At 56.9% G+C, this 26,309-nt stretch carries 16 protein-coding genes and 3 pseudogenes; 11 read left to right on the top strand and 8 right to left on the bottom strand.

Features of this window, described 5'->3' with window-relative positions; all coding sequences use genetic code 11:
• Positions 1-89: 89 nt before the first annotated feature.
• From I5S59_RS18420 to I5S59_RS18430, 3 genes are all read right to left on the bottom strand, one after another.
• On the bottom strand, positions 90-1,487 hold the full coding sequence (locus I5S59_RS18420) for a PLP-dependent aminotransferase family protein (RefSeq protein WP_197877893.1): 1,398 nt from the start codon (positions 1,485-1,487) through the stop codon (positions 90-92).
• Entirely contained in the window at positions 1,487-2,965 is a 1,479-nt protein-coding gene (locus I5S59_RS18425; RefSeq protein ID WP_197877894.1) for a hypothetical protein, read from the bottom strand. The genes I5S59_RS18420 and I5S59_RS18425 overlap by 1 nt, the downstream gene beginning before the upstream one ends.
• Positions 2,966-3,435: 470 nt before the next feature.
• Positions 3,436-4,458, bottom strand: coding sequence for a zinc-dependent alcohol dehydrogenase family protein (locus I5S59_RS18430; protein ID WP_197877895.1), 1,023 nt, complete (start codon positions 4,456-4,458; stop codon positions 3,436-3,438).
• A gap of 199 nt (positions 4,459-4,657) precedes the next feature.
• Here I5S59_RS18430 and I5S59_RS18435 point away from each other — a divergent pair, with 199 nt between their 5' ends.
• From I5S59_RS18435 to I5S59_RS18465, 7 genes and pseudogenes are all read left to right on the top strand, one after another.
• On the top strand, positions 4,658-5,572 hold the full coding sequence (locus I5S59_RS18435) for a LysR family transcriptional regulator (RefSeq protein WP_232239845.1): 915 nt from the start codon (positions 4,658-4,660) through the stop codon (positions 5,570-5,572).
• A gap of 470 nt (positions 5,573-6,042) precedes the next feature.
• Positions 6,043-6,219 (top strand): annotated as a pseudogene (locus I5S59_RS18440) (IS5/IS1182 family transposase); the annotation flags it as partial.
• A gap of 108 nt (positions 6,220-6,327) precedes the next feature.
• Positions 6,328-8,043, top strand: a complete 1,716-nt coding sequence (locus I5S59_RS18445; RefSeq protein ID WP_197877896.1) for a DUF6119 family protein — start codon at positions 6,328-6,330, stop codon at positions 8,041-8,043.
• Between the two features lie 168 nt (positions 8,044-8,211).
• Positions 8,212-11,994, top strand: a complete 3,783-nt coding sequence (locus I5S59_RS18450; protein WP_197877897.1) for an ATP-binding protein — start codon at positions 8,212-8,214, stop codon at positions 11,992-11,994.
• Entirely contained in the window at positions 11,991-12,608 is a 618-nt protein-coding gene (locus tag I5S59_RS18455; protein WP_122260006.1) for a condensin complex protein MksE, read from the top strand. Before I5S59_RS18450 ends, I5S59_RS18455 begins: the two co-directional genes overlap by 4 nt.
• Positions 12,605-13,843: a hypothetical protein gene (locus tag I5S59_RS18460; RefSeq protein WP_122260007.1), complete on the top strand. Its 1,239-nt coding sequence runs from the start codon at positions 12,605-12,607 to the stop codon at positions 13,841-13,843. Before I5S59_RS18455 ends, I5S59_RS18460 begins: the two co-directional genes overlap by 4 nt.
• Complete coding sequence (locus tag I5S59_RS18465) at positions 13,831-14,673, top strand: DUF7281 domain-containing protein (protein ID WP_122260008.1); 843 nt, start codon at positions 13,831-13,833, stop codon at positions 14,671-14,673. Before I5S59_RS18460 ends, I5S59_RS18465 begins: the two co-directional genes overlap by 13 nt.
• 24 nt (positions 14,674-14,697) lie before the next feature.
• Here I5S59_RS18465 and I5S59_RS18470 read toward each other — a convergent pair whose 3' ends face one another.
• Positions 14,698-16,224: a hypothetical protein gene (locus tag I5S59_RS18470; RefSeq protein WP_197877898.1), complete on the bottom strand. Its 1,527-nt coding sequence runs from the start codon at positions 16,222-16,224 to the stop codon at positions 14,698-14,700.
• Positions 16,225-16,768: 544 nt separating this feature from the next.
• On the opposite strand from I5S59_RS18470, the gene I5S59_RS18475 reads away from it, so the two are divergent.
• The 4 genes and pseudogenes from I5S59_RS18475 to I5S59_RS26770 form a co-directional block, all read left to right on the top strand.
• The gene (locus I5S59_RS18475; RefSeq protein ID WP_197877899.1) at positions 16,769-19,114 is read left to right on the top strand and encodes an AAA family ATPase; all 2,346 of its coding nucleotides are present in this window, start codon (positions 16,769-16,771) and stop codon (positions 19,112-19,114) included.
• Positions 19,111-21,006: a UvrD-helicase domain-containing protein gene (locus I5S59_RS18480; protein WP_197877900.1), complete on the top strand. Its 1,896-nt coding sequence runs from the start codon at positions 19,111-19,113 to the stop codon at positions 21,004-21,006. Before I5S59_RS18475 ends, I5S59_RS18480 begins: the two co-directional genes overlap by 4 nt.
• Positions 21,007-21,133: 127 nt before the next feature.
• A pseudogene (locus tag I5S59_RS26485) lies at positions 21,134-21,280 on the top strand (transposase domain-containing protein); the annotation flags it as partial.
• Positions 21,231-21,353, top strand: a pseudogene (locus I5S59_RS26770) (IS5/IS1182 family transposase); the annotation flags it as partial. The pseudogenes I5S59_RS26485 and I5S59_RS26770, both read left to right, overlap by 50 nt.
• 449 nt (positions 21,354-21,802) lie before the next feature.
• Here I5S59_RS26770 and I5S59_RS18490 read toward each other — a convergent pair.
• From I5S59_RS18490 to I5S59_RS18505, 4 genes are all read right to left on the bottom strand, one after another.
• Positions 21,803-22,159, bottom strand: coding sequence for a VOC family protein (locus I5S59_RS18490; protein ID WP_128325718.1), 357 nt, complete (start codon positions 22,157-22,159; stop codon positions 21,803-21,805).
• Positions 22,160-22,236: 77 nt separating this feature from the next.
• A complete protein-coding gene (locus I5S59_RS18495) occupies positions 22,237-23,553 on the bottom strand; it encodes an amidohydrolase (protein WP_197877901.1) in 1,317 nt (438 codons plus the stop codon).
• Positions 23,554-23,599: 46 nt separating this feature from the next.
• On the bottom strand, positions 23,600-24,922 hold the full coding sequence (locus I5S59_RS18500; protein ID WP_197877902.1) for an OprD family outer membrane porin: 1,323 nt from the start codon (positions 24,920-24,922) through the stop codon (positions 23,600-23,602).
• 80 nt (positions 24,923-25,002) lie between these two features.
• Positions 25,003-26,304, bottom strand: a complete 1,302-nt coding sequence (locus tag I5S59_RS18505) for an MFS transporter (RefSeq protein WP_197877903.1) — start codon at positions 26,302-26,304, stop codon at positions 25,003-25,005.
• Positions 26,305-26,309 lie beyond the last annotated feature (5 nt).

Below are 26,309 nucleotides of genomic sequence, written 5' to 3' on the forward strand. Positions count from 1 at the left end.
GCGAAGCTACGGGTAGGCCATCAAGATACTGGTTATACATACAGACAACCCTGCTTGGCAAGCACCGCACTGACCGCTGATCGGCCCGCCTAAGCACCCGCCTTGATTGCCCGCCGAAGCTCCTCATCGAGCACATTCAATGCGCTGTGCAAGTCACCCGGCCCACCAGCTGGCCATCCGAGGCGCACATGCTGCTGATAATCGCCCTTCACACTGAATGCCTCGCCCGGCTCGATGACCAGACCGTGACGCAACAAGCGGTTGAACAAGGCGCGCGTGTCGAGTGGCTCGCGCACCTGCGCCCAGATGGCGGCACCGCCAGCGGGCATCTGGAAATGCAGGTGAGCGCCGAGCTGTATCTGCAGTTGCCGGTACAAATGCGCCACGCGCTCGCGCAGGCACAACCGCGCCTGTTCCAGGTACAGGTCAACGCGTCCCTTGGCATACAGCCGGGCCACGGCTTGCTGCCGCCGGGGCGGCAGGCGAAAACCTCGTGCCAGGAAGTGACGCTGCAGGGCGTGCTGGTCTTGCCGGGCCAGCAGATAGGCATAGGGCGCTTCGGCACCGACCGTGCGCTCCAGCGACGAGAACACCAGCAGCCGTTGCGGATCGATCACCTCACGCAGGCTCGCCTGCGGCCGGGCGGCAAAACAGTATTCGCCGTCCAGGTCATTCTCCAGCAGCCACACATCGTGACGGGCCAGCAAACCGGCGATAGCCTCGTGCTGCGAGGACGGCAAGAGGTTGCCCAAGGGGCTGTGCAAGCGCGAAGGCAGCATCACCATGCGCACCGGCTCACATACCAGCAGCCGCGCAAAGTGATCCAGATCCAGTGCCCCATCAATGCCCAGCGGCATTTCAATGACCCGCAACCCGACGGCCTGGAAGATTCTCAGCAGGTACCAGGAACACGGTGAGGTGACCAGGAGGGTACTGCCTTGCAGCTGCAAGGCCGGCAGCATCGTTTCAAACAACACGCGCAGGTCACCCGCCAGGTAGACATCATCGGCGCTCCAGTACTGGTGCACCGACCGGGTATAGCGCGCTGCCAGCGCTGTACGCAACTCGAGGTCGCCGCAAGGGTTGAACTGACCGGCAGCCCGGGGGTATTGGCGCAACAACTGGCGCTCGATAGCGAGCAGATTCGCCTCCAGAGACGGCTCATCGCTGCTCAGTACGCCCAACTGCGGATGGCCGGCATGGTGCTGAAGGTGATGCAACAGGTCTTCGCCAGCGAACACCGACACGGCGGGTTCTGCGCCGCGGGCGAAGTAACCCGACTTGGGAACCGACTGCACACGACCATCATGCTCGAGCAATGAATACGCATACTGGACGGTCGAGATTGAAACGCTCAGGCGTCGCGAGAGATCGCGCAACGAGGGCAATTTGTTGTAACTACCGGGGGCCATCTGGGCAATCAGCTCAACCAGGTAGCGGTACACAGCCTGATAGGCAAATTCGCTATTTTTTGTCGGATGCTTCATCAAAGGCTGCCGGCCCGACCACCCCGGTGCTGTCTGCTGATCGTCGTGCCAGCCTGTAAGTACCTGAGATCAGCCCCGCGTGCGTGCAAACGGGTCAACAATGCAGCGACCGGCGGGGTTCGGCTGTAGAGGCCCTGCAGCATCTGCAGCGGCAAGCCACCGATGTCCACCAGCCATTGCACCACGGGCTCCGGCGCCGATTGCCCGCGCAATGCCTTGTGCAGGTAAGGCAGTGCTACCAGCATGCCGGGGTGGCAGCGACGGAGAAATGCTTCAAGGTTCATACCTCCCTTCACAAAAGGGCGAAACAATCGACACACCAACTGGGCTTCGCTCAAACCGTAGGCACGCAGGGCCGCCTCATTAGCCTGGTCGCGCCGCGCCTCCAGCACATCCGCCTGCCAGTGCTCGAGCACCGGGTCTTGCAAGGCCTCCGGTATCCCCTGGTGCTGCATCACATGGCGCGCCTGCTGCTGGAACGCCTCGATGCCATCACGGTACGTCGTGTTGTCTACAAACTCTGCGTGAAGCCCCTGCAGGTGGGCCAGCAGCACGGGGCTGGCAGTCCCCGCCTGCGCGGAAAAAAAGCTCTGTTCATCGAACCGGTAGCCGAGAAAAGCCATCAGTCGTTCGCAGTAGCGCGACCCGTGTTCAGCCACCAGGTCGTCAATGGCGATAAAGCGCAGGGCTGGCCGGTCATCCGCGTCGGGCACAGGCGGTAGCTCGAACGTCTGGCCAAGCAGCAGCCGGGTGTAGCGCCTGTGCAGTGCCCCCATACCGTCGAACAACGTCGTTGCACAGCTGTGGATGGGACGCACGCCTTCAAGCTCGGCGCTGCGCAGGGCACGTCGGCTCCAGGCCAGGTAGCGCTTGCGGTCCGCCAGCGGGTCGGCGGTGATGATCGCGTCGACACCGCCCTTCCAGCGCATGGCCTGGCGTGCAAGTTCGGCCATGTGAAGGTAGCCATGACCGGCAAAGTTCGCCGAGAGCGCCGCATCCGCTGAAAGATGCCCGTCCAGCAACCACTCATGCCGCTCGCACAGCTGCTGGTCAGCGGAGGGTGGCCGACGGCTGTCGTAGGACAGTAACTGGCCCGTATCCAGTACCAACAACTCGACTCGGGGATCGTCATGCATGAATAGCGTCGAAAAGGTGCTATCGATGTTGGCCTGGGTGGTTGAACTCATCCCTGCTTGCCAGGCTGTGGCCACATGCAGCCGAAACGTCCCGGAGGCACGTGAGGCGATACTCAACTGTGCAGCGCGCAGGCAGGCCAGTGCCTGGACGCAGGGCTGGCTGCCATCGCAGACGAACATCAAGCGTACGCCGTTGATACGCTCCACGCCGCCGGCCGCGACGATCAAGCGTTGAATCAGCAACTGCAACGAGGCCTTTTGCGCCTGCGACAAATGTTCAAATAACCGCTGCAATACTTGTTGATATATATACTGCATGGCTTGTTCGTGAATACTGCCCATAACGCCCACCTGAATTTCAGTTACGGCCACCTGAAAGAAATCACTCCTGCGAAATCTTTCAATCAGCAGAAATAAGAATCAACCTAGAGTCCTAGGAAACTTCCCACAACTTCCTACAGCAACATACTGATAGCCCAACCTAATCCGCTCCTGCGCCAGCCTGCATTCTCACCCAGCCGAACCAATAGAAACTGCCCTATCACAACTCACTCCTTGAGTGCACAAATGACAGGTCATTATCGGGCGTTACCCCGTGAATAAAAGATACAGAAATCCACAGAAAAGCAGTTCAGATTCACATCTACAAACATTTACTCGCCGTGTAGCATTTAAAATTGTCGCCTATTAAACATAATTTAATCAGGCGCATTGTGCCGGTCATTTTATTGATTGAAACATCCGATATCGACATAGGAAATTTGCACAAAAAAAGCCCGGGCAATGCCCGGGCTTTTTGACTGACCCACGCTTCAGGCGTCGGCTATTTCCAGCACCAGCCGCCCACCGCACGGGCACTCGTCCATGTAGCGGTGTGCGTCAACGACGCGCTCGAACGGATACACCTTGATGATCTGCGGCGTCAGCAGCTTATCGGCGGTGAACTGGTTGATGTCGCGCAGTGCGCGTTGCAGCGCCACCTGATCCTGGGCAATACCCAGTTCCGGCTTGCCGGTGAAGTTGCCGATGCAATGCACAAAGAACTGGATGTTCTTCTGGAACGCCGCGCAAGCCGGGAACGGGGTCTGGTTGCCGCCTTGCAAGCCATACAGGACCAGGCTGCCGCGTGGTGCAAGGACATCACCGAGCAACGACATCTGTGGACCGCCCAGGCCATCAAGGACCATGTCGACCCCGCGGTTGTCGGTGTACTTGTTGACCTGCATGAGCAGGTCCTGCTCTTCGGTGACGATCACTTTGTCGGCGCCCAGCGCCAGCAGGTAGTCACGCTGGTCGGCGTCTTTGGTGGCTGCAAACACCTTCAGCCCCAAGGCTTTGCCCATCTGCACGAAGGCGGGGCCGGCACAGTGGCTGGCATCGGTGACCAGCGCCGTTTGCCCGGCCTTGGCGCGGGCCAGGTCGACAAAGGCAAAGTAGGCCATCAACAACGGGGTGTAGTGCACACTGGCTTCGATCGGCGTGAGGATGTCCGGGTAGCGCGTGACAGCGTTGCGCGGCAGGACGATGACTTCGCCATACACCGGATGCTCGTTGGCGTTGGCCGCCGGAAAGCTTGCGACTTTGTCGCCCACCGCCAGATCGTCGATGCCCTCGCCTACCGCCATGACCACACCCGCCATCTCATGGCCGATGCCGGCTGGCAGACGAACCTGGGAAGGTGCCAGGTTTTGCCGCCAGAGCACGTCGAACCAGCTGATGCCGATGGCCTGCACACGAATCTGCACCTCGCCGGCAGCGGGCTGCGGCGCAGCCTGCTCCTCGACTTTGAGCACCTCGGCCGGGCCGAATTTGTGGAAACGGATCATGCGGGACATCGCAAACCTCGCCTAGTGAACCTCTAATACCCTGAACTCTATCCGGGCTTTTAGCGTTAGACCATCAGTGGTCATTAATAGTCGACATGCCTGTCATTGATTGATGGTAGTACCACGGGCATCAAATTATGCGGTGCAGGGTAACAGCCTTTACCCTTAAGATTCACCCCTGCCCCAATCGTCCAGTGAAGCCGAGCCGATGAACCGTAACGACTTGCGTCGTGTCGACCTGAACCTGCTGATCGTCTTCGAGACGCTGATGCACGAGCGTAGTGTGACCCGCGCCGCCGAGAAGCTGTTCCTCGGCCAGCCGGCGATCAGCGCCGCCTTGTCGCGCCTGCGCAACCTGTTCGACGACCCGCTGTTTGTGCGCACCGGCCGCAGCATGGAGCCCTCGGCACGCGCCGTGGAGATCTTCGCCCTGCTGTCGCCGGCCCTGGACTCCATCTCCACCGCCGTCAGCCGCGCCGCCGACTTTGATCCGGCCACCAGCAACGCGGTGTTTCGCATCGGCCTGTCGGACGACGCCGAATTTGCCTTGCTGCCGCAATTGCTCAAGCGCATCCGCGCAGAAGCCCCCGGCATAGTCCTGGTGGTACGCCGGGTCAATTACCTGTTGATGCCGGCCTTGCTGGCCAGTGGCGAGATTTCGGTCGGCGTCAGCTGGACCAACGACCTGCCAGCGAACGCCAAACGCAAGGTACTTCGCCGCAGCAAACCCAAAGTGCTGCGCGCCGACAGCATGCCGGGCAGCCTGACCCTGGATGACTTCTGCGCCCGCCCGCATGCCTTGGTGTCGTTTGCCGGCGACCTGGGCGGTTTCATGGACGAAATCCTGGAAAAGCTCGGCCGCAAGCGCCATGTGGTGCTGGCCGTACCGCAGTTCAACGGCCTGGGCAGCCTGTTGAGCGGCACCGATATCCTCGCCACCGTGCCCGACTATACCGCCGAGGCGTTGACCGCCGCCGGCGGCCTGCGCGCCGAAGACCCGCCGCTTGAGGTGCAGAGCTTTGAATTGCACATGGCCTGGCGTGGTTCGCAGGACAATGATCCGGGTGAGCGCTGGTTGCGGTCGCGGATTCAGATGTTCTTCGGCGACTCTGAGAGTCTTTAGGAGCTTCGCGCATGCTTGTTAGCTGATCATTTCTGCCTTTTCCTAGCCTCGAAGAGCCATTTACTTCCAACTAATTGCTACATTTGGGGCAAATTTGAGGGCATGCTTTGGATGGTTTGAAAAGGATGCCCCCAGTCTAAGGTCCAACTGTAAGGGGTCGGCGACCACACCTTCCCGACTCCACCGCCGAAGGCCATGGTGTTCACTTAATACGCGGGCACCATCGCCCTTAATGCTGGAGTTCGGAAGGTGACTTTGCCGAACGCTTACAAACAGAAATCGAATGCGCCCACATCCTCCACCAGTGCCTTCGCTATCCCGCTCAGGTAATAGCTGCCCACACCAGGTCACCTTCCTGCCCTGTACCTGCCTACTGCATCCAGGTCCTAGACCAAGTGCCTAGGGACAGCTTGTTGTGACACGGCGCCATCACCAGTAGATGCATAACACTTTATGCCTTATCCCACGCCCTCTTCGACAAGCCCAAGTACCGAGAGCGGAATGTCATCGAGCGCCTGATTAGCTGGCTGAAGGAGCACCGCCGTCTGGCGACTCGCGACTGCAAGCTCGCAACAAGTTATGCGGAAATGCTCACATTGGCCTGCTGCCGGCGGTGTTTACGACATCTCTTTTCGTACAGTTCCTAGTCACTGCGGTCTAGCCACCAGAATATCGGCACTCATTGCAATTTGACATCACTGTAAGCAAGAATCGGATCCAAATATGTCTGAATTGGTCATTTGCTAGGGGTGGTAATGAGCAGGATTGGCGTCAACTCAATCACGGTGCGGCTACTGAAGCCGAACCTAGATCCAGAGGATGGCCTCAGCCCGAAATATGGGCCAAGCGGCGCTAAGGAGTTGAAGGGGCAGGACTGGGAGGGTAGCGGAGAAGGCATCCTCTACTACGGCCAGGTGTATGACCGAACCCCTGAATGGCTGGCCCTGCTCGAGCCTCACATCTCCGACCCTTTCGGAAGCCTGCACTCTAGTGGTTCCGCAGCCATCCTCTTTTTGTACGTACAAAAACGCTGGATGGCCCTTTGTTTTGGCTATGCCCACCTCGCGCTGGAGGAAGATGCCTTCGTTCACCAATTTGGACTGAAGGTGGCGCTCAACACTGTGCCGCGAGGTAGCTTGCTTAGCCTCGATCTCGCCACGCCCGACGCTGTGACATTTCAGAAGCGGATACAAGCTAGCAAACTTTCAGATTTCAGCCAGTTTGGTATGGATACACTGCGAGACTTGGCCAGGGTGGCGGGCGGTCAGCCCAGTGACGATGGATTTGCCAAGTTTGTTGCCGGCAGAGACGCACTAAGCCTGGACGCACCGCTGGCTCCTTCCGAGTTTCACGACAAGTGCGCAGAAATTCTGAAGGCTTATAAGTCAATCGCTTACAAGCGCGATTACGCTTGGTTTGACAACGTCAGGGAGGAGACCAGTTCTGAGCGGCTGAAGATCCTGGATCGGCAGCTCTATAGCGAGATTCGTGCGATCCGCGGAGGCGCCAACAGCCTATTGCACATGTCCCCTCCAGAGATCCTTGATTACCAAGAGGGCGCAGAACTGGGGTACACCGGTTTTGGTAGCCGCAAGTGCGAGTTCACCAAGCTATCCATCACCGATTACGTGGACGAGCTAAATCGGCTGACCTGCACTCAAACGATGGAGGTCATGAAGTCCTCACACCGGGTTCGTTCCGTGAGCCAAAAGTCTGGCGAACCGATTGGCTGGAAGGTTTATGACTGCCTGAACTGGGAGTGCACGCTAACCAAGCCGACGCGGACGCACTACGTGCTATTTGCAGGAAAATGGTACGAAATTTCCGCAACCTTCAAAGATCTGGTCGAAAAACATTTCGATAGCATTCCGGATTTCAGCATCATCGGTCGAACCTCATGTCTGAACGAAGAAGAGCTGATTGCGGACATCACTGCTAAGCGTCCCGACTTGATCAAGCTAGACCGTACCAAAATCAATCCCGAGGGCGTCACTGCGGGCAACCTTGAGCCTTGTGACTTCTACTCAAACGACAAGATATTCATCCATTTGAAGGATGGCGGTTCATCAGGACCCATCAGCCACCTGTGGATGCAAGGTGTGGTCAGTGCTGAGGCCTTCGTGGCAGATAGCAAATTCCGCACGAAGCTGAAGGACACCGTCTCGAAGACCAAGGGTGGAAGCGCATTTTTGAAGTCACTCCCGGACGGGCGAAAATCTGACTTCAATCGTAGTGACTACACCGTGGTGTACGGAATCATGCGGCCACCCTATAAAGGCGGCTCTTTGGGAATCCCGTTCTTCAGCAAAGTTAGCTTCATGGCAGCCTGTGATCGACTGCGACGCACGGGTATGAAGATCGGCAAAGAGCTGATCGAGAAAATTTCACCTACGTCAGGTGCGTCAACCAAGACGAAAAAAGCAACGACCGCTACTAAGGCAGGCGCCGCGAAGCCCTCCAAAGCGCCTTGAAACCCTCAATGAGCTCGCCGGTGGGCACCGCTTCCCTTCAGATAGAACGACCCACTCACTGCTCGTTCACGTTTATACATTCCCTAACCTGGTCGCCATCCAAACGACCATCCACTCGTGTGGACTCGCCTGGTGCTAGCAGGACTTGGGTACGGCAAAGGAGTTGCGATGAATATTGAAACACATAACGCTGATCTCGACCTCCTGGTACCAGAGGACGTAATGGCCGAGGAGCCGCCACTGCCGGCCTGGGAGCAAATTGAACCGCCGCAGAGCGCGCCGGAGGCGCTCTTCCGACTGATGAACATCCATCTCATCGATTCGCTCTCCCGCGGGCGTGTTCAGACGATGGGTATTGATGGTGGCATGGCGCTGACCGGGCGCAACGGCCGAGGCAAGACCTCCCTCCTCTCTTTGGCGCTGCTCTTCGCCGGCGTTGAACCCCGCGACGTGGTTTCGCAAGGTAAGGATTCGTTCATCGACTACTACCTACCGAACCAGACTTCCTACCTCGTGTATGAGTATGAACGTCCCGATAGTACCCGCCGGCTCGTGGTCGTGCTCAGCAACTCTACCGCCGACAAGATCCGTTTTAGGTTCGTGAACAGCCATTTCCGACGTGACATGTTCGTCACCGATGACGGCCAGTTTGTACTCAATAAGGAGTTCCGCCAGCGCCTGATCTACCTGAAAATCCCCCATGCTGACAGACTGGTGGATACGTACATCGATTACAGGGCCATCATTCAGGGATGGCAGCCGCCGCACGTAGACCCTACGCATAGGCGCTATTTGCTTGGGATGTCGGACATGTACGGATTCACTACCTACAACCGTCCTTTGCGGCATCTTGAGAAGCTCACCAAGGGTATGTTCTCTCGAAAGGCCAATTTTGATGATCTCCAGCAGGTGGTTGCCGACTGGGTTTTCGAAGGCAAACCTTCCGCCAGCATCCAAACAGAGCGCAAGCGTGTAGAAAACTGGCCGCGAGACTACAACGCCTACCAAAGCATCAAGAACATTACCCCGCTGGTTGATGAGGCCAGGGAGCACCGAGCGAAACTCGAAGCCGCTGAGGATGCCATTCGAGAGGTCAAGGAAAAGTTCATCTTCCTTCAAGACCATCTTCGCTTCTCAAAAGCCCAGCGAGAGAGCGAAGAGTCCCTCAAGCAAACGTATCTTGAGCAAGAAGCTGTTGCCCATGAAGCGAATGCCCTGGAAATCACCAGGGCCATTCATAGCGCCAAGGCTGATATCGAATCTTACGATCGTAATCTCACTGAAATCGAAAGTACCCGCCAAGATTACGAAAGCAAGGGGGTCGAGGAAAAGCGCGCACGTGCGGCTCAGAAAGCAGTTTTTGAGGACGCGCTCAGAAGTGTAAATACCAAACTGGATCTGGCCCTCGGCGCAGCGAGAGAGGTCAAGGCCAAATACGAGAAGCAGATCAACGAGGAAACCAAGCTACACAACGATTTCCACGCTGCTGCCATCGAGAAAACCAACACTCTTCGCGAACAGGCCCGGGACGCCGTGGCCAAGCTCGAAGAAGCATGTGAAGACGCCCTAAAAGTGCTGGACGACTCATCAGCCGATGAGCTTGCCAGGCTTGTGCTAGAGCTACAACAACGCCATGGCGACATGGGACGAGCTCAGGCGTACGTCGCCAATCCTTCCGTAGACCCCTCAATTCAGCATGAAATCGATAAGAGAGACATCGAGCTCAGGGACGCAAACAAAGCCATCGGTGCCGCCCACGCAGGTGTCGCGGCGAAGCAGCGTGTCGTCAACGATCTGCAGGCCCAGTCTTCCAAATACGATCTGACGATCGAGGCTGTGAAACACTCAATCGGCAAACAAAAAGACCTGATTGCCCAGATCCGACAAGCTCATGAACCTGAACAGGATAGCCTTCTCGCGTTTCTACGAACCAATCGTCCAGATTGGTCACAAGACATCGCCAAAGTCATAAACCCCGATCTCCTCCACCGTAACGATCTTCACCCCCAGCTGACAGCCATATCTGAAAGCCTCTACGGGATCGCACTTGAGCTGGAATATGTCGATGCAGCTGACGAGGCAGATGAGTCGAAGCTTCGTGAAAAGCTTGAGGATGCCAACCAAGCCTTGATGGCGTTTGAAGCTCAGTTAGAACGCGCCGTTAATCAGCAGGTCGAGCTACGCAAAGAAGTTAAGACAGCATCCGAAGATCTATCGCTGGCGCACTCAGGCCTGACGAAGGCTAGATCAACGGCCCAAGGTTTGGAGAGACAAGTCGACGAGCTTAAAAAGCAGCTTCGTGAGTCACTGGACGAAGCTCGCCAGCTTGCTCAGGCGCAATTGGCAGAATGCGAGCGCCTCCTCGGTCATGCTCAGAAAGTTCACGATGATCTGATCCAGCGTATCGCAAGTAAGAAGGCTGCCATCACCCACCAATGTAAACAGGACATCTCGGCCGTCAACACTCGGCTTGGTTCTGGAGTTCGTGATATTCAAGCTGGCGTTGATGCTCACAAGAGTACCCGCGACACCAGCATCAAGTTCTATTTGGACCAACAGAATAAAGAACTCGCTGGCGAAGGCGCCGACGTGAACGTGATCACCGCCCTCGAGGGCGAGCGTGATGACCTAAGGAAGACGCTTGATGAGATCAGCTCATGGAGCGAGCTCTTGTCCATGTGGCAAATCTGGAAAAACCAGATCTTCCCGCAGATCCCGGTGCTCCAGGCTAAGATGGAGCAAAGCCAGGCAGACTTCGCACGAGACACCACTCGTTTAGAAGAGACTACAGCGGCCTGGCTACGAAAACGGCAGCAGGTACTCGACGCTATCAAAGAGTGTCGATCAGCTATCATAAGCATCGATGGGCAATTGATGATTGTCGCTACCTGTCTTGAGGAACGACTCAAAGCCTACGAATCCACCGGTCGCCATAATTCGTACGACACCGCATGGGAAGCCCTACCCTTGAGGGCTGCGATGGTCGCATTTCAGCAGCAGATCACTGAAGCTGAGACACAGCTGCGGAAGCTTACTTTCAAAATGCGCCACGCTTTCCTCGACGTGCCGAACGCTGCTCCGTCGACTTACTTCCAAGATCGCCTCCACAACATCCGCACTGAAACTGGTGAGGATGTCGATGCCCGCGTGACCCTTCGAGTTGTCGAGGACTGGTTCGCCACTGAGCATGATAAGAGCCGGCGTCTTTTGGTCGCAGATGCCAAAACCATTTTCGGCGAAATCCAAGGCCTTCACCGTGAGCTGCAGACCTTCAACAAGAAACTCTCCAGCTTCAATACGTCCCTGCAAGAGCATCTGGAGCACAGCTCGACGGTCTTCGACAACCTCTCCGAACTGAAGATCTCCATCTACTCGGGTGTTGAAGAGCTCGACTATTGGTCTGTGATCAACAAAATCACCAATGACCGGGAGGAATGGACGCAGGAGGACAGCCTGCCTAGCGTGGATGCCGTTGCCCATCTGAACGCGTTGCTCGCGATCTGGGATGGCAATCGTGGCATCAATGCTCAATTCAAATCGTTGGTCAGTATCCGCGGCTCCGTGCGGGAACAGGGCAACTTCCGGCAGTTCCGCAATCGTACTGAACTCGAAAACATCTCGTCGAACGGTCTCAGTTACCTGGTGCTCATCATCCTGTTCCTGGGTTTCATTGGTAAGGTTCGGGGCAACGCTCCTGTACAGCTGACCTGGTGTGTCGATGAGCTCAAGGCGATTGATGCCGAGAACATCGTGTCGCTCTGCAACTACCTAGGCCAAAACAGAATCACTCTGTGCACCGCTTTCCCCGATCCTGACGCTGAGACGCTGATGCTGTTTGAACACAAGTACAAATTGGATGCTGAACGACGCTTGGTGCATTGCGAACTCGCCTTGGAAAACGACGCAACCGATGACGGTGAGCTTGAGCTTGCCTGGGAGGACGGCGAATGAGCACTTTTGCGCGGGTAGCGACTGCGCTCATGGAGGGCGGCTTCATCTGCCAGATTACCGACTACGAAGGCCATCAGTTCCTGGCCAACTCGGTCAACCAAGGCGACGTTGATCAGTACCTCAGGCGCATAGATCTCAGGTTGACGACAACGCGAGACGGCGGTGCATTCTTTGCCGCACACGCTGACATCGGCGTGGAGGGGAAAAAAGATGCGAAAAAGCGCTTCACAGAGGTAAAAAATGTCCTGCGTCCCATGGTGTCTTTCCTTGAACTGGTGATGCGCATCACTGGGGATGATGAGTCTGTAGCTGCCGGCCAGGTTTTGAACCTCAATCAAATGATGGCCAGGATCTCTGAAAATCCCAGTCTATACCTACAGCTGCGGCAGACGACGATCGACATCAACACGAAGGATGGCTCCGATCGGGAGCGCCTGAACAAGATCGTCAAGCGCTTCCAGAATGAGGGGTACCTGCTCCTCGTCAATCCTGAGTCCGAGATCTTCATGTTCACTGGCCGCATCGAGTGGCTGATGGAAGCTATCGAGTACCTCATGCTGCACGACGAGATCTCTGAAGAAGATAGCGAGTATGACAAGAGAGCCGAGTCATGAGCACGCTCGAAGAGTCGGTGGCCAGTCATCTTGAGCTCTTACATAAATATCGCAGGCTGATCTCACAGATGTACTCGACCGGGTATGTCACCCGGGATGATGAGAATGCTCGAGCGCTGACGAAGCTTCAGCAGATCAGAGCAGTGCGTATCAACGCCGCAGTTGAGAACACCTACCGTCTCTCGCCTACCCTCAATCGTCTGCTGAACGAAGCAACCCATCGTGCTCGGAATTACGATATCTCGGCCGATTTCGGTGAGCAGATGGCCCGTCTCATCAAACTGATGGACGACTACACCGACGCCTGCCTACAGAATCGTATCGATGACTCACTGCTCATTCAGGGTGATATCGATGCGACCCTGTACGAGATGGCGGAGGCCATGAATGATTTCCTCCTCCATGTCCGCACAGCGGCAGAGAACAATTTCGGCAACGTTACGACCTATAAGGAGAAGGAAAAGCAGACCGAGCACTATCTCAACCAGCTTGAGCGGATCCTCAAGGCCCTGAGTATGTTCGATGGCGAAGCAATCCTAGACGAGCTGACGCCACCGGAGCGCGAGACACTGGAGGTTCTGTATCAGAGCCACATTTTGGACAAGCTTTCAGAGTGGCGCTCCAGGACAGTCGATATCATCCATGTGCTTAAGACCTATCTTTACAAAATCAGGACAGTCGCCCCTCGCGCGCGGCGCATTCGTGCGCTGCAGCTCTATCTTCAGAAGCATCCTGAGTACGAGGTGCGATCTCCAGATGAGTATCCTGAGATTCCGGAGTGGGCCTACCATCACGAGCCTCTGAAGATTCAGCTGGTGCCTGACTTGGGTGCACAAAACATCAGAGACTCATTGGTCGATATCGCCAAGAGCATTGAAAAGGCGGTGGCTGTTCCCGTCAAAACCAGAAAGCCCGGCACGCCGGTCGATGAAGCGCCACCAAAAGCGGCGCTCATCAAAGGCTCGCCACTTGTAGTGGTCAGTCAGCGCCTTCTCAATGAGGCTGCCAAATCCCCCACCCCGATTTCGGCTGCTGGCTACTTCATACAGGCCGAGGAAACCATGGTGTTGGATCAGGAGTCGTGCATGATGTGCTTCCTCACGCTTGTCGAGAAACAGATCAATGCCAACGCCAAGATCATCAGGCGGCTGTCCATACAAAACGTTGCCAAGAATGAGGACGATACGCTCAGCGGGAACGTGATCATTGAGGATGTGCTGCTATGCCAACGCTAACCCTCACCAAGAAGCTCCTGTCTATCTTCCAGTCAGAGGAGCAAGACTTTCGCCCAAGCAAAATGCTGAACGAGTTCTGTGAGGATTACAGCGTCGGCCACCGCGTCGGATCTGTTTGGCGATTCAGCCCAAGCCACAAGGCGAAGATCGCGATCTACCTTCAGAACGAGGCCAAGGTCGACCCAAACCAATCGCTAAATGCGTGGGAGGGGGAGTCACGACACGGCGCGCTAAAAAAAGGCGGTGATGAGAAGCTAACCACCAAACGCCTGCGTGGTAAGCGTGTAGCAGTGAAGGCCCTACCCGGTCGGCCATTACTGCTAGGCCCTACCCCAATCAATCTCCCTCCAGGTGCAAGCTTGGATCTCGATCGCCATTGGGTGGTTGAGCACTGCGAGCACGACAGCGTGTTGCTTATCGAGAACTGGGAAAACTTTGAACTTACCCATGAAACACCCTTTCTCCAGCAGGTGCCTGGCAATCCGCTAGTGGTATTTCGAGGTGCGCCAGGAAGCTACAAAACGGATAGCAGCCAGGCGTTGTTGGCAGAGCTGAAGCTGCCAGTAGTAGCTTTCACTGATTATGATCCTGAGGGTATCTGTATTGCTGCCACCCTCCCCGGCTTCTCTCGGTATCTTGCACCTTCAGACGAGTGCCTTGAGGCACTCATGGGCGAGATCAGCACCGAGCATCGTTACCAGAAGCAGGTCGCAGGTAAGCTGGCCTTTCTCGATAGCTTGACTGACCCTGAGCTTGTCAGGGTTTATCAGCTCGTCCGCAAGGCGGGCAAGGCACTACCGCAGGAAAAGCTGATAGGCCTAGAACCGTAGGCGCTGATGAGGCGCCAACAGTCCTCAGACATGGGCTGACTCACCTTTAGAGGCTGCCAAGACCCCATCGGCCCGCAATGCGAACTCGGCGATGCGGCTGAATACCACGATACGCGGGTTGTCCGTCACTACAGGAAAGCGCGAAACCAGCATGTGCTCCACGAGCTCGACGTCCAGTTTCATCTTCAGAAGGTGCTCGCGATTTCGCTCCTTCATCAAGGCCCTCTCATATGCTCGCACTAGTCCGCGGTTGTAACGGGCAAAGGCAACCGCATCCGAGTCGACGCGCTTGAGATCGACGAAGTTGTTCTTGCACTGGACATTCCAGATAATGCCATCGCGTAGCGACACGACGTCAAACTCCTGCCGACTGACGCGCACAATATCCTGGACGATGAAGCCTTGGGCTTCCAGCGCTGCCTTGACCGCATCCTCAAAGATGAAGCCTGCCCTAATCTGATACCGTTTCTGGCGGTCAAGTACTTGTGCCCGCCAGTTGTAGGCAAAGCGGCTGAGCAGCGTAACGGTAGATAAATAGTGGTCGCCAGACAGCACCAGCGGCGCGTAGGTCGACAAGCATTCCATATAGGTGTCGGCACCGCAGGTTAACGCCGCCGCGAGCAGCGGCGAAGCTCCTTCCTGCAGGGTGATCAAGGTCAGATCCTCGGGGGAGATGCGAATCCAGTAGTCGTCCTCTATAAATTCCTTGGATAGGCGACGTATTAATGACGCGGCGACGGCGAACTCGGTACTTGTTAGGTCAAACTCGGCGTAGACCGCTTCACATAGGAGAATGTCGTTTCTCAGCTCCGCGGCCGAAAATAGTCGATCGGCCCGGACCTGCTCCATGGCCTCCAGTATCTGCCTACCCTCTGGCGAGTTGGGCATCTCGAAAATTGGAGCACGCTCTGGCTCTAGGAATAGTCCATTCAACATAGCCGTCTCGGCGTTGGCATCATCCGGGATGCCCAGTCGCCCCTGTGCAAGCTTCACCATCAGAGCATATTGAGCCCCCATCATCGGAGCTCCGCTGAACTCCACAATAGGCAGGAAAACGTTGAGCGCATCCTCATGCCTGATGGGCTTCGTTCCTCGGCACGCCTTAGGAATGAAGTGCAGCAATCCCACCAGATGTCGCCGCCGGGACTGTAGGTAGCCAATCATTGCCGCCAAAGTCCGAAAGCCACTTGCCGCCTCAGTAACGCCATGACGCTTAAAAGCCACACCGATGTCCGATCCCTGGACGATCAACAAAGTAAGTCTCTCGACGAGGGCTTGCTCCAATCGCGTACCCAGACGCTTGCGGATCCGCGTGAGTAGGAGCAAGTCCTCAGCGCTGCGCATGACCGGAAACCCAAAAAGTTGCCGCTCGAATTCATCGTCACCCCAATCAACCATGTGCAGGTTAATCAGTTCCTCCACAGCCCGCAGCGTGTCCAGCAGACAGCGCGTGGCCGATCTCTCGTCAAAGGAGGCCAGCGTCGTGCCGACGCGAGCCTGCAGTTCAGCGAGTCTGCCTTCGATTTCACCGCGAGAAAATGACTCGGCCATGACAACTCCTCCATTTTTAAAAGCGTACCTGGTGGGAAGCATCGAGTACATCCGCAGCAAGAGGCTGCCGGCACTGACAGCGCTCGTGGGAAGACCGGTGTTTACCCGGGTTGGATGATGCAGGCCGCGGAGAAAACGCTCTCAGCGGGAACCTTCCCTGATCAAGCGGCTTCAGGTGGATCGATAGAGGTTGAGAGCGTGGATGGATAAGCTTCGAGCCCCAGATCTACTAGACAGGGACAAGAAGCAACTGGAAATATCTAGTCAATATCTCACCATACGTGTGGGGTATACACGGACTTTAGGGTCATCAGACAGACGAGTTTTTCGAGAGCATCAGCTCGTCTGGCTCTTCACAGTTAGCTTCCTGCATTGGTGCCTCGGTCGTCGACGACTGCATCCTCAGGGGCGTTGCTCCAGAGGAGATGGTCAAAGCCATGAATGGCCATACTCAAGGTCGAGTCGACCTGAGCATGGATTGGATTCCAAAGGTATCCGTTGTACATTCGATGTCACTCTGACATCGCCAGCTCAAGGATGACGCATGCAAATCCAACATCTGGAAGTTGCGAATTTCCGTAAGCTTCTCTCAGTTCGAATCGACCTTTCCGCCGAAACCACACTGCTCGTAGGTGCGAACAACAGCGGTAAGTCATCAGCAATGCTCGCTCTTCGCAAGTTTTTCAGTGGTAAGGCTTCCGGCTTCAAGCTCCAAGATTTGACCTTGGCTCACTTCACCAAGATCGAAGAAATTGGTCAGGAATGGGAAGTCGACGGGAGCGATGACGCTCTGCCGAACGTCAACGATTGGGACGACTGGCTACCGCATCTGGATATTTGGATCTCAGCTGAATCAGGTGAGCTTCACTTCATTCGAGACTTGATACCCAACTTCGAATGGCGCGGGGGATTGGTGGGCATGCGGTTCCGATTGGAACCAGATGACATGGCAGAACTCTATGCCGACTACAGAAAGCAGCGTGAACGCGTTGGGTTGCTCGAAGCCGCATTGGCTGCCGATCCGAAGGTGGCCAAGGCAATGCTCGACGCTGCTGATGAATCCGCCGACCAGGAAGACGATGTCGAAGAAGTGCCGGCGAAATTGTCACTTTGGCCTCAGGGGCTGACCGACTACTTGAGCCGCAGGATGGGACGCTTCTTCAAAATTCGCGCGTACCGCCTAGACCCCGCCAAGCTGCAAACCACTTGTACAAATACTCGCCGAGCCCTGCCCCAGCGACTCAACCCGACAGCTTTGCCCCTGGAGAAAAACCCGCTAGAGGGTCTAATCAAAATTCACGAAATCAATGCTCAGAGGGGGTTCGGTGACCACGGCGATGAAGGCTATGAAGAAACCGTAAAAGGTGGAAAAAAGCTCTCCGACCAACTCAGGGCTTACTATCAGAAGCATCTCGACCCGGGCGATACACCTCTGGTAGCTGACCTCAAGGCCTTGCGAGCAATTGAGGTAGCTCAATCTGCGTTCAACACCCGTTTAAGTGACAGCTTTGGGCCTGCGCTGAAGCAAGTGCAGACGCTCGGTTACCCAGGACGCAGCGATCCAATGATCACACTTCAGGCGAAGCTAGCCGCTACAGATGGATTGAATCACGAAGCAGCGGTGCTTTTCGAAGTTGACTCATTTGCACGCCAGGTAGGCACCCCTGTGCTGAAGCTGCCCGAAACCTCGAACGGTTTGGGTTATCAGAACTTGATCTGGATGATTTTCCGCCTGATGAGTTTCAGGGATGACTGGTTGAGACGGTCTCGGAACCCCGACGTCCAAACGGCTACAGGGATCGAGCCCATCCATCTCGTCTTGGTCGAGGAGCCAGAAGCGCACTTGCACGTCCAGGTGCAGCAGGTCTTCGTAAAGCATGCTTACGAAGTGTTGTGCCGGGATGAGTTGACCAAGCAGTACCCCAACCTCAATACACAGCTGGTTGTCAGTACTCATTCGAGTCACGTTGCTCATGAGGTCGAATACCAGCACTTGCGCTACTTCAGGCGCCTGCCAGCCGGCATGGATAACATCCCGGTGCCCGTCTCCACCGTGTCCAACCTGTCCAATGTCTTCGGCGATAAAACCTACACTCAGGAATTCGTCACGCGTTACCTGCGAGCGCAACACGCAGACCTCTTTTTTGCAGACGCCGTGATCTTGGTGGAGGGTGCGGCAGAAAGGATGCTACTGCCGCATTTCTTGCGATCAAAATATGAGTTCCTTGATCAGTGTTACATCACCATTCTTGATATTGGTGGTAGTCATGCGCACCGCTTAAGGCCTTTGATTGATGCGCTGGGGATCCTGACACTCGTCATCACGGATCTGGATGCCGGAAAAAAGCGGAGCGCCCAGCCTGCCAAGCTAGGTGCCGGTCTCACCACAAACAACCCAACCTTGCGCCATTGGATCAGAATGAAGGGGGAGTCTGCCCAGGTTGATGACCTGATGCTCATGCCGCCTGAGGCTAAGTGGCAGGTGATTGATGATCTCTTTGCCATACGCATTGCTTACCAGACGCCGATAGCCGTCAGTCTGCCCGAGATCGGTGATGTGGAAGTGCTTGCGAACACATTTGAAGACAGTTTGGTGTTGAGCAATACCGAGTACTTCACCAATCGCGCTGGCCGAGGCCTGCTAGGTACCTTCCATAAAGCACTTCGTTCAGCCAAAACGACTGATGCCCTGAGCAATGACCTATTTGAAGCCCTGCGCACCGGTGACAAAGCCCAATTTGCCTTGCAGGTGCTTGGGGATCCAGCGTTCAAGAGTTTGAAGCTTCCTGAATACATCAGTGAGGGGCTGGTTTGGCTTGAGTTGAACCTCATGAAGAAGCGATCTGAACTGCTGCTTGTGACGGCTGCTGATGAGGAGGTGGCATCATGACAACGACCGCCCCCCTCAATCGTGATGCTGATGAGGTGATACAGGAGTGTCTCGACCTGAACAACCCCAAAAGCTTTTTCTTGTATGCCGGTGCAGGGTCAGGAAAAACCTACTCGTTGGTTGAAGCCGTCAGAAGTTGCAAGAGCAGATTCAACGAGAAACTGTTCGTCGAGGGCAGGAAAATTGCCATCATCACCTACACCAATGCTGCAGCCGAGGAGGTTATCCGACGTCTTGAATATGACCCTTTGGTTGAGGTGTCTACGATTCATGCGTTTTCCTGGCTGATGATCAAAGGATTTAACGACGAAATCCGAGCCTGGCTACGGATAAAGCTGGCCCAGGACATCCGCAGGCTGGAAGCCGATATTGCTAAAGCTCGCGGAGAGAACAAGACGTTAAGGCGCAACCGCGCAGAACTGCAGAGCAAGACCCGCCGGCTTGAAAACATCGAGCTCGTTCCGGCTTTCACCTATAGCCCGACTGGAGACAATCGCGGCCACCAAGCCCTGAACCATTCCGAGGTCATCGGCATGGCAGCTGCATTTCTACAGCGCCCTCCTCTGCTGGATGTCTTGGTCGACAAGTATCCCGTCCTGCTGATTGATGAAAGTCAGGACACGATGGAGGTACTCCTCGATGCATTCCTCGTGGCAGAAGCGCAGGCCTCAGATCGATTCTGCCTGGGGCTAATCGGTGACACCATGCAGAGCATCTACGGGCATGGCAAACAGCGATTGGAGAGTGCCATTCCCGAACGCTGGGCCAAGCCAGCAAAGATCATCAATCGGAGGTGCCCAAAACGCGTCGTGACGTTGATCAACGACATTCGCGCTCAAGTAGACACTCATCGTCAGGATCCTATAGAAGGCGCGCCTGAGGGAGCAGTACGCATGTACTGCGTTTCTCATGATCAGGCAAAAGACTTTCAAGTCGAGAATGAGATCGCCACCCTCATGGCGGACTTAACGGGTGACGATGAATGGGCCAAGGGCCCTTCAAATCGAAAAACCTTGATCCTGGAGCACAAGATGGCCGGCAGGAGAATGGGGTTCGAAGGCGTTTTCTCCCCTCTCTACGCCGTGGAGCACATCAGAACAGGTCTGTTGGACGGCACATTGTCGGTACTGAAACTCTTTGTTGAAGGAGTAATCCCTATTCTTGATGCTGCCGCTATCGACTCATTCAGGCTTATGGAGGCCGTAAGGCTTCGCTCTCCGCTGCTTGATCGGGCGTACCTCCAAACGCTTACAGACCAGTACGCAGCTGTCGAGCGTGTCGGCAGTGCTACTCAGGCATTGCTCGCGATTTTCAATGATGCAGATCCGCTGATTTGCGACGTAGTTGATGTATTGCTGGCTACCCACCTTCTGCCTGTTCCCGAGCGTCTTGAGGCCGCTTTCCGTCTGGGCGCTACCTCTGAACCTGCTCCCGAATCTGGTGAACGAGGCGTTCTAGAAACTCATGCGTACCGTCAGATGCTGGGAAACCGATTTTCTGAATTAAGGGCCTATGCGGACTACTGTAGCGAGCTCTCTCCATATGGAACCCATCAAGGCGTCAAAGGGCTTGAGTTCCCACGTGTGATGGTAATTCTCAGTGACAAGGAAGCAGCCGGTTTTATGTGGAGCTATGACAAGGCCTTGGGCGTAACGCCTCCATCGGCAAGTGACCTGCAAAAGCAAGCTGACGGAGATGATAATCCGCTGACGCGTACGCGCAGGTTGTTGTATGTGACATGCAGCCGTGCACAAAAAAGCCTGGCCATCGTTTACTATTCAGCCGATCCTGAGGCAGCAAGAAAAAGCATTTTGCAGACACAATGGTTGCAAGCGGGTGAAGTGAAAATTTTCGGCATACCCGAGCCTCTACCAGCCCCGGACAACCTATAGGTTCTGATTTTTTAACTTCTTATTGAACAAGGTGCATCATGGGTCGTGGAGTTAGCCGAAAGCGTTCATTGAGTCGCATGGTGCAGCCTGTCGAAATTGGACGTGGAGCTGGTCATTTGTCAATCACAAGATCAACGGCCAAGATCCCTATACGTGGCTGCGCCACGTACTTGAGCGATTGCCGCACGCCTCGTCAGTAGCAGACTACCGGCGAAGCCTGGACTGTGGTTACCTACCTCATCACCGAAATCCATGCAGAGGGGCGACCGCATGAACGATATCGCCTGATGCTCGACGGCGTGCTGAGGGTGCTCTGCTCGGGCGCTGCATGGGGAGATATGCTGGAGTGATTCGGCCCTGGGTCAACGGTGTATCAACAGTTTCGGCGTTAGAGAAACCAGTGCGTTTGCTGCCCTCCACGACCGCCAGCTTCGGACCCAGGCTTTGTCAAAACCGCGCTGATTTTCAATGATCCCTCTTGATTGGGAAATCTGAAAAAAGCCGGTCCTGACAACCAATTATCCCGGCAACCTCTGAGCAAGCCGGGAGTGACGTACACTAAAAGCCGCCGACGACTATCCTGATCCGTGTCAGAAATCGCCAATCACGATCGCCCGCGTACCGGTTGGGACTGGGGGCAAAATTGGGGGCACAGTTTTAAGAATCCATCCTGAAACTACCGTCCTTGAGCCAAGTCAAAATGTTCTTCGGGGATCCGGACAGTCTCTGAGCACTACATTGCTGCACTCGGAGACGGCCCTCTTGAAGAGCCATCCCTGACATCAAGCGCCAAGCCCTACTGTTGCGCGGTCCAGACCGCCAGCTCATAGCCGTCCGGGTCGATGAAATGAAACCTGCGCCCACCTGGAAACGCAAAGGTTTCACGGCTGATGACGGCGCCAAGGCCTTGAAGACGCTGCTGCACCGCATCAAGGTCATCCGCATACAGGATGATCAATGGCCCGCCCGGCCGCACAGCCTCGCCGGTAGTAAAACCACCGGTGAGCCGGCCATCGCTGAATTCGGTATAGCTCGGGCCGTAGTCAACGAATGTCCAGCCAAATGCCGCGCCGTAGAAAGCTTTGCTGCAAGCAATATCGCTGACGTTGAACTCAATGTTGTCGATCTGACGATCATTCCCTCGAACACTCATGCCTGGCTCCTTGCTGGATGATGGCGGCAGCCATGGGGTGTACACCCCATGGCGGTCAAAAACAACAGCGTTGGCGTTTAACGTGATGCGTAGTTGAGCACAAACTGCACATGCGCCTTCACCCCAGTCGCCAGGGTCGCGTCGTCGGCAGTGAAGTAAGGGCTGTGGTTGTTGGCGGCCTTGCTCATGTCTTCGCCCTCCGGCGTCGCGCCGAGAAACACGAACAGGCCCGGGACTTTCTGCGCGTAAAAAGCGAAGTCTTCACTGGGTGAGAGCGAGGCCGGCAAGCGCTCCACCTTGCCGGGCGCCGCCTTTTCCAGGGCCGTCACCATGGCCTGGGTGAGTGCCGGGTCGTTCACGGTCACCGGCGCGTAAGGCACCAGCTGCAGCTTGGCCGTGGTGGCGTAGCTGCTGGCGATGTTGCCGACCATCGCCGGCATCTGCTCAAGGATGCCGGCGCGGATGTCCGGGTGATTTGAGCGGATGGTGCCGGTCATGACCACGGACTCGGGGATGATGTTGCTGGCGGTACCGCCGTTGATCGAGCCGACACTGATCACGCCCATGCCCTTGGTCAGGTCGCTGCGCCGGCTCACCAGGGTCTGCAGGCCGTTGACGATCTGGGCGCTGGCGACAATCGGATCGCTGCCGGTCCAGGGCGCGGAGCCGTGGGTCTGCCGGCCGCTGACGGTGATGCGAAATTCGTCATCGCTGTTGAGCACCGGCCCGGCCTTGTAATACAGGTGCCCCGTCGGGTAACCGGCCATTACGTGCACGCCGAACACCGCCTCCACCTTGGGCGAGTCGAGGGCGCCGTCGCGGATCATCGCGCGGGCACCGGCGACGCTGCTGGTGTCAAAGTCATCGGCGTCCGCCGCGCCCTCCTCCGCCGGCTGGAACAGGAACACCACGGTGCCGGCGATCTGTTCACGGTGTTCGGCCAGCACTTTGGCAGCGCCCAGCAGCATCGCCGTGTGGGTATCGTGACCGCAGGCGTGCATGACCGGCACCGTTTTGCCCAGGCGCAGGCCCTGTACCTTGCTGGCGAACTGCAAGCCGGTCATTTCCTTCACCGGCAAAGCGTCCATGTCGGCGCGCAGGGCCACCACCGGGCCGGGCTTGCCACCCTTCAAGACGCCGACCACGCCGGTCTTGCCGACTCCGGTACGCACCTCGATGCCCGAGGCACGCAGCTGTTCGGCCACCAATGCTGCGGTGCGCACTTCCATGTTGCCCAGCTCCGGGTGCTGGTGAATGTCGTGGCGCCATTCGATCACTTGCGGGTTGACTGCCGTTACCGCGGCTTCGACCCAATCGCTTTCGGCGGCCTGACTCGCCGAGGCGATCAGCAAGCCCAACAGGGTGAAGGATAAACAAGCCGGTTTTTTGCGCATGGTCAAGGTGTCCTTGTGGTGCTGTTCTTGTTGGTTTGTTTTGAACTCAGAAGAGGCGCAGCGGCCACTCCACAATCAGCATGTGCATGCTGATATCGCCATCGGGCTGGCCACGCATGGCGTTGTGATAACCCTCGCGCAAACGCACTTTCAGGCCTTTGGCAGTGCCGCTCTGAACGACGTAACGCGCCTCCAGATCCAGCTCCTGATGCTGCGCATCGTCGGCGGCCGACCACGCCTGGTAATTAGGGTTGGGTGAGCGACTGATGTCGTAGCCGTACACATAACGGCTCATGAAACTCAAACCCGGCAGGCCGTAAGGGGCCATATCCAGGTCGTAGCGCAGCTGCCAGGATTTTTCGTTGGGGCCGTTGAAGTCCGAGGCCATCACCGGATTGCTCAGGTAGATGGAGTTGCCGAACGCACCCGAGCCGTTGTTGCCAAAACCGATGTAGTCGAACGGGGTGTCGCCAATGATCCGCTGGAAGCCAAGGCTTAGCTTATGGTTGAGCCAGGTGTAGGCGACCTGGGTGGAAAACGCGGTGGTGTCGATGTCACCGGCCCTGGCCTGACCGGCATCGTTGGTTTGGTAGGCATTGACGTCGAGGTCGATCCGCGACGCCGGATCAAGGGTCCAGCGGTAGGTACTGCCGACATAGTACTGGTGCCACAGGTCCTGAAAATCGGCCCCGTAAAGGCTCACCGCCCATTGATCATTCAAGGCATAGCGAGCGCCGGCGAAATCGACTGCGCGCGTCTGGATGTTGGCGTAGTTGGCCCACAGCCCGCCCTTGCTGCTGGTCGAGGACGGCTCGGTGCCCGCGGTGAAGTGCCCGCCTTCAAGCAACAAACCGGCGAGGTCTTCACTGCTCAGCAGAAAACCGGTGGCCGTGCTGGGAAATACCCGGGTGTCGGAGGTTGCAAACACCGGGTTGGTGACCTGCATCTGGCCGTAGCGCAGTTGCGTTTGTCCGTAGCGTGCCTTGACCAGCGCACCGGCCCTGCCGAAGCTGCGCTGGGCTTCGCCTTCCTTGTTCATCTGCACCGTGCCGTAGCCGGCATGGCCATCGCCGCCATCGAGCTTGAAACCGCTGTAAGCGAACGCATCAACCCCCAGCCCCAGCGTCCCTTGGGTAAAACCGGAATTGAAGTTGGCTTTCAAGCCGAGCGACACGTCGTGCGGATCGCGCCTGTTGTTGGGGCGGCGGTCATGGCCATCACCCTTGATCTGGTTGTTGAGGACGACCGAGCGCGTGCTCAGCAGCAATTCGCTGTCCTCGATGAAGCCGTGTTCGCCCGCCGTCGACAGCAACGGAAAAACGGTCACGCAGGCGATTACCAGCGGCCGGGAGGTCGAAAGAAAAGTCATGCAGGTATCCATCGCAAGGGGCGCTCGAAGCGCTTGTTGTTATTGTTCAGTCATCGTTGCCAGCCGCCGTGGCCGGCGGTCTAGTCCAGCGGTTTGCCGGCGGTCTCCTTGACCAGCGAAAGCCCGGCGAGGGTGGCGCACAGGCACACCATCACGTAGAACGCCGGTGCGTGGTTGTCGCCTGTGAGGCTGATCAGGCCAGTGGCGAAGAACTGCGCGAACCCGCCGAATATCGAGACGCCCAGGCAGTACACCAGCGACAGCCCGGAGGCGCGGATAGCCCGCGGGAACAGCTCGGTGAGCATCACCACCGACGGTCCGGTGATCAGTACCAGGAAAAAGGTGCAGACCAGCGACACACCCAGCAAAGTGAGCAACGTCGGGTAGTGGGTCATCAACACGAAGGCCGGGTAGATCAACAGCAGCATCGGGATGCTACCGAGGGCGATGGTGCGCCGCCGACCGATGCGATCACTGAGCTTGCCCGCCCACAGCGACAGCATGATCTGCACCAGGGCACCCAGGCACGAGGCGCCAATGCCGGTGGACATCGGCAGCTTGAGCACGGCGACGGTGTAGTTGGTCATGTAGTCGAGCACGATATAGCTGCTGGCAGTGCCGCCGATGGTCATCAGCACGCCGGCCACCAGTACGCGGCGGTGCCGGGTAAAAATCAGCTGCAGTGCTGAGGTCTTGGCTTCGCCGGGCGTTGCATGCTCTGCGGTTTCCTGCAGGTGGCGGCGGATGTAGACACCGAGCGGCAGAATCAGCAAACCGACCAGAAATGGAATGCGCCAGCCCCAGCTTTCGAGCGCTTCAGTGCTCAGGCTGGTAGTCAGGGCCAGGCTGACGACCGAGCCCAACAGAAAGCTCAGGCCCTGGCTAAAGAACTGCCAACTGCCATAGAAGCCCCGGTTGTGGTCATCGGCGTACTCCATCAGCATCGCCGTCGAGGCACCGACTTCACCACCAATAGCGAAACCCTGTATCAGCCGCGCGGCGACAATCATCAGCGGTGCAGCCAGGCCTATCTGCGCATAGGTGGGTGCGCACGCCAGTACGGTCGAGCCCACGGCCATCAAGCTCAATGTCAACAACATCGCCGGACGGCGCCCGACGCGGTCGGCATAGGCGCCAATGATCAGGCCGCCCAGCGGGCGCATGACAAAGCCCAGGCCAAACGTCGCCAATGCCAGCAGCAATTGGCTGAGCTCGCTCTGTGCCGGGAAAAACTGCCGGCCGATCAGCGTGGCGAAGAAGCTGAAGACGGAAAACTCGAAGAACTCCAGCGCCGAACCCAGGGTGATCGCAGCGATGGCACGGGTACTGATCGACGGGCGGCCAATGGCAACATTGGCCGCCGGGATAACGGTAACGGACATGACAA

This window comes from Pseudomonas alkylphenolica (genome assembly GCF_016009175.1).
GTDB lineage: Bacteria > Pseudomonadota > Gammaproteobacteria > Pseudomonadales > Pseudomonadaceae > Aquipseudomonas > Aquipseudomonas alkylphenolica_B.

What these genes read in the sequence shown, in the direction of transcription:
- I5S59_RS18420 (WP_197877893.1), bottom strand. Translation starts at nt 1,487, where the DNA reads ATGAAGCATCCGACAAAAAATAGCGAATTTGCCTATCAGGCTGTGTAC.
- I5S59_RS18425 (WP_197877894.1), bottom strand. Translation starts at nt 2,965, where the DNA reads ATGGGCAGTATTCACGAACAAGCCATGCAGTATATATATCAACAAGTA.
- I5S59_RS18430 (WP_197877895.1), bottom strand. Translation starts at nt 4,458, where the DNA reads ATGTCCCGCATGATCCGTTTCCACAAATTCGGCCCGGCCGAGGTGCTC.
- I5S59_RS18435 (WP_232239845.1), top strand. Translation starts at nt 4,658, where the DNA reads ATGAACCGTAACGACTTGCGTCGTGTCGACCTGAACCTGCTGATCGTC.
- I5S59_RS18445 (WP_197877896.1), top strand. Translation starts at nt 6,328, where the DNA reads ATGAGCAGGATTGGCGTCAACTCAATCACGGTGCGGCTACTGAAGCCG.
- I5S59_RS18450 (WP_197877897.1), top strand. Translation starts at nt 8,212, where the DNA reads ATGAATATTGAAACACATAACGCTGATCTCGACCTCCTGGTACCAGAG.
- I5S59_RS18455 (WP_122260006.1), top strand. Translation starts at nt 11,991, where the DNA reads ATGAGCACTTTTGCGCGGGTAGCGACTGCGCTCATGGAGGGCGGCTTC.
- I5S59_RS18460 (WP_122260007.1), top strand. Translation starts at nt 12,605, where the DNA reads ATGAGCACGCTCGAAGAGTCGGTGGCCAGTCATCTTGAGCTCTTACAT.
- I5S59_RS18465 (WP_122260008.1), top strand. Translation starts at nt 13,831, where the DNA reads ATGCCAACGCTAACCCTCACCAAGAAGCTCCTGTCTATCTTCCAGTCA.
- I5S59_RS18470 (WP_197877898.1), bottom strand. Translation starts at nt 16,224, where the DNA reads ATGGCCGAGTCATTTTCTCGCGGTGAAATCGAAGGCAGACTCGCTGAA.
- I5S59_RS18475 (WP_197877899.1), top strand. Translation starts at nt 16,769, where the DNA reads ATGCAAATCCAACATCTGGAAGTTGCGAATTTCCGTAAGCTTCTCTCA.
- I5S59_RS18480 (WP_197877900.1), top strand. Translation starts at nt 19,111, where the DNA reads ATGACAACGACCGCCCCCCTCAATCGTGATGCTGATGAGGTGATACAG.
- I5S59_RS18490 (WP_128325718.1), bottom strand. Translation starts at nt 22,159, where the DNA reads ATGAGTGTTCGAGGGAATGATCGTCAGATCGACAACATTGAGTTCAAC.
- I5S59_RS18495 (WP_197877901.1), bottom strand. Translation starts at nt 23,553, where the DNA reads ATGCGCAAAAAACCGGCTTGTTTATCCTTCACCCTGTTGGGCTTGCTG.
- I5S59_RS18500 (WP_197877902.1), bottom strand. Translation starts at nt 24,922, where the DNA reads ATGACTTTTCTTTCGACCTCCCGGCCGCTGGTAATCGCCTGCGTGACC.
- I5S59_RS18505 (WP_197877903.1), bottom strand. Translation starts at nt 26,304, where the DNA reads ATGTCCGTTACCGTTATCCCGGCGGCCAATGTTGCCATTGGCCGCCCG.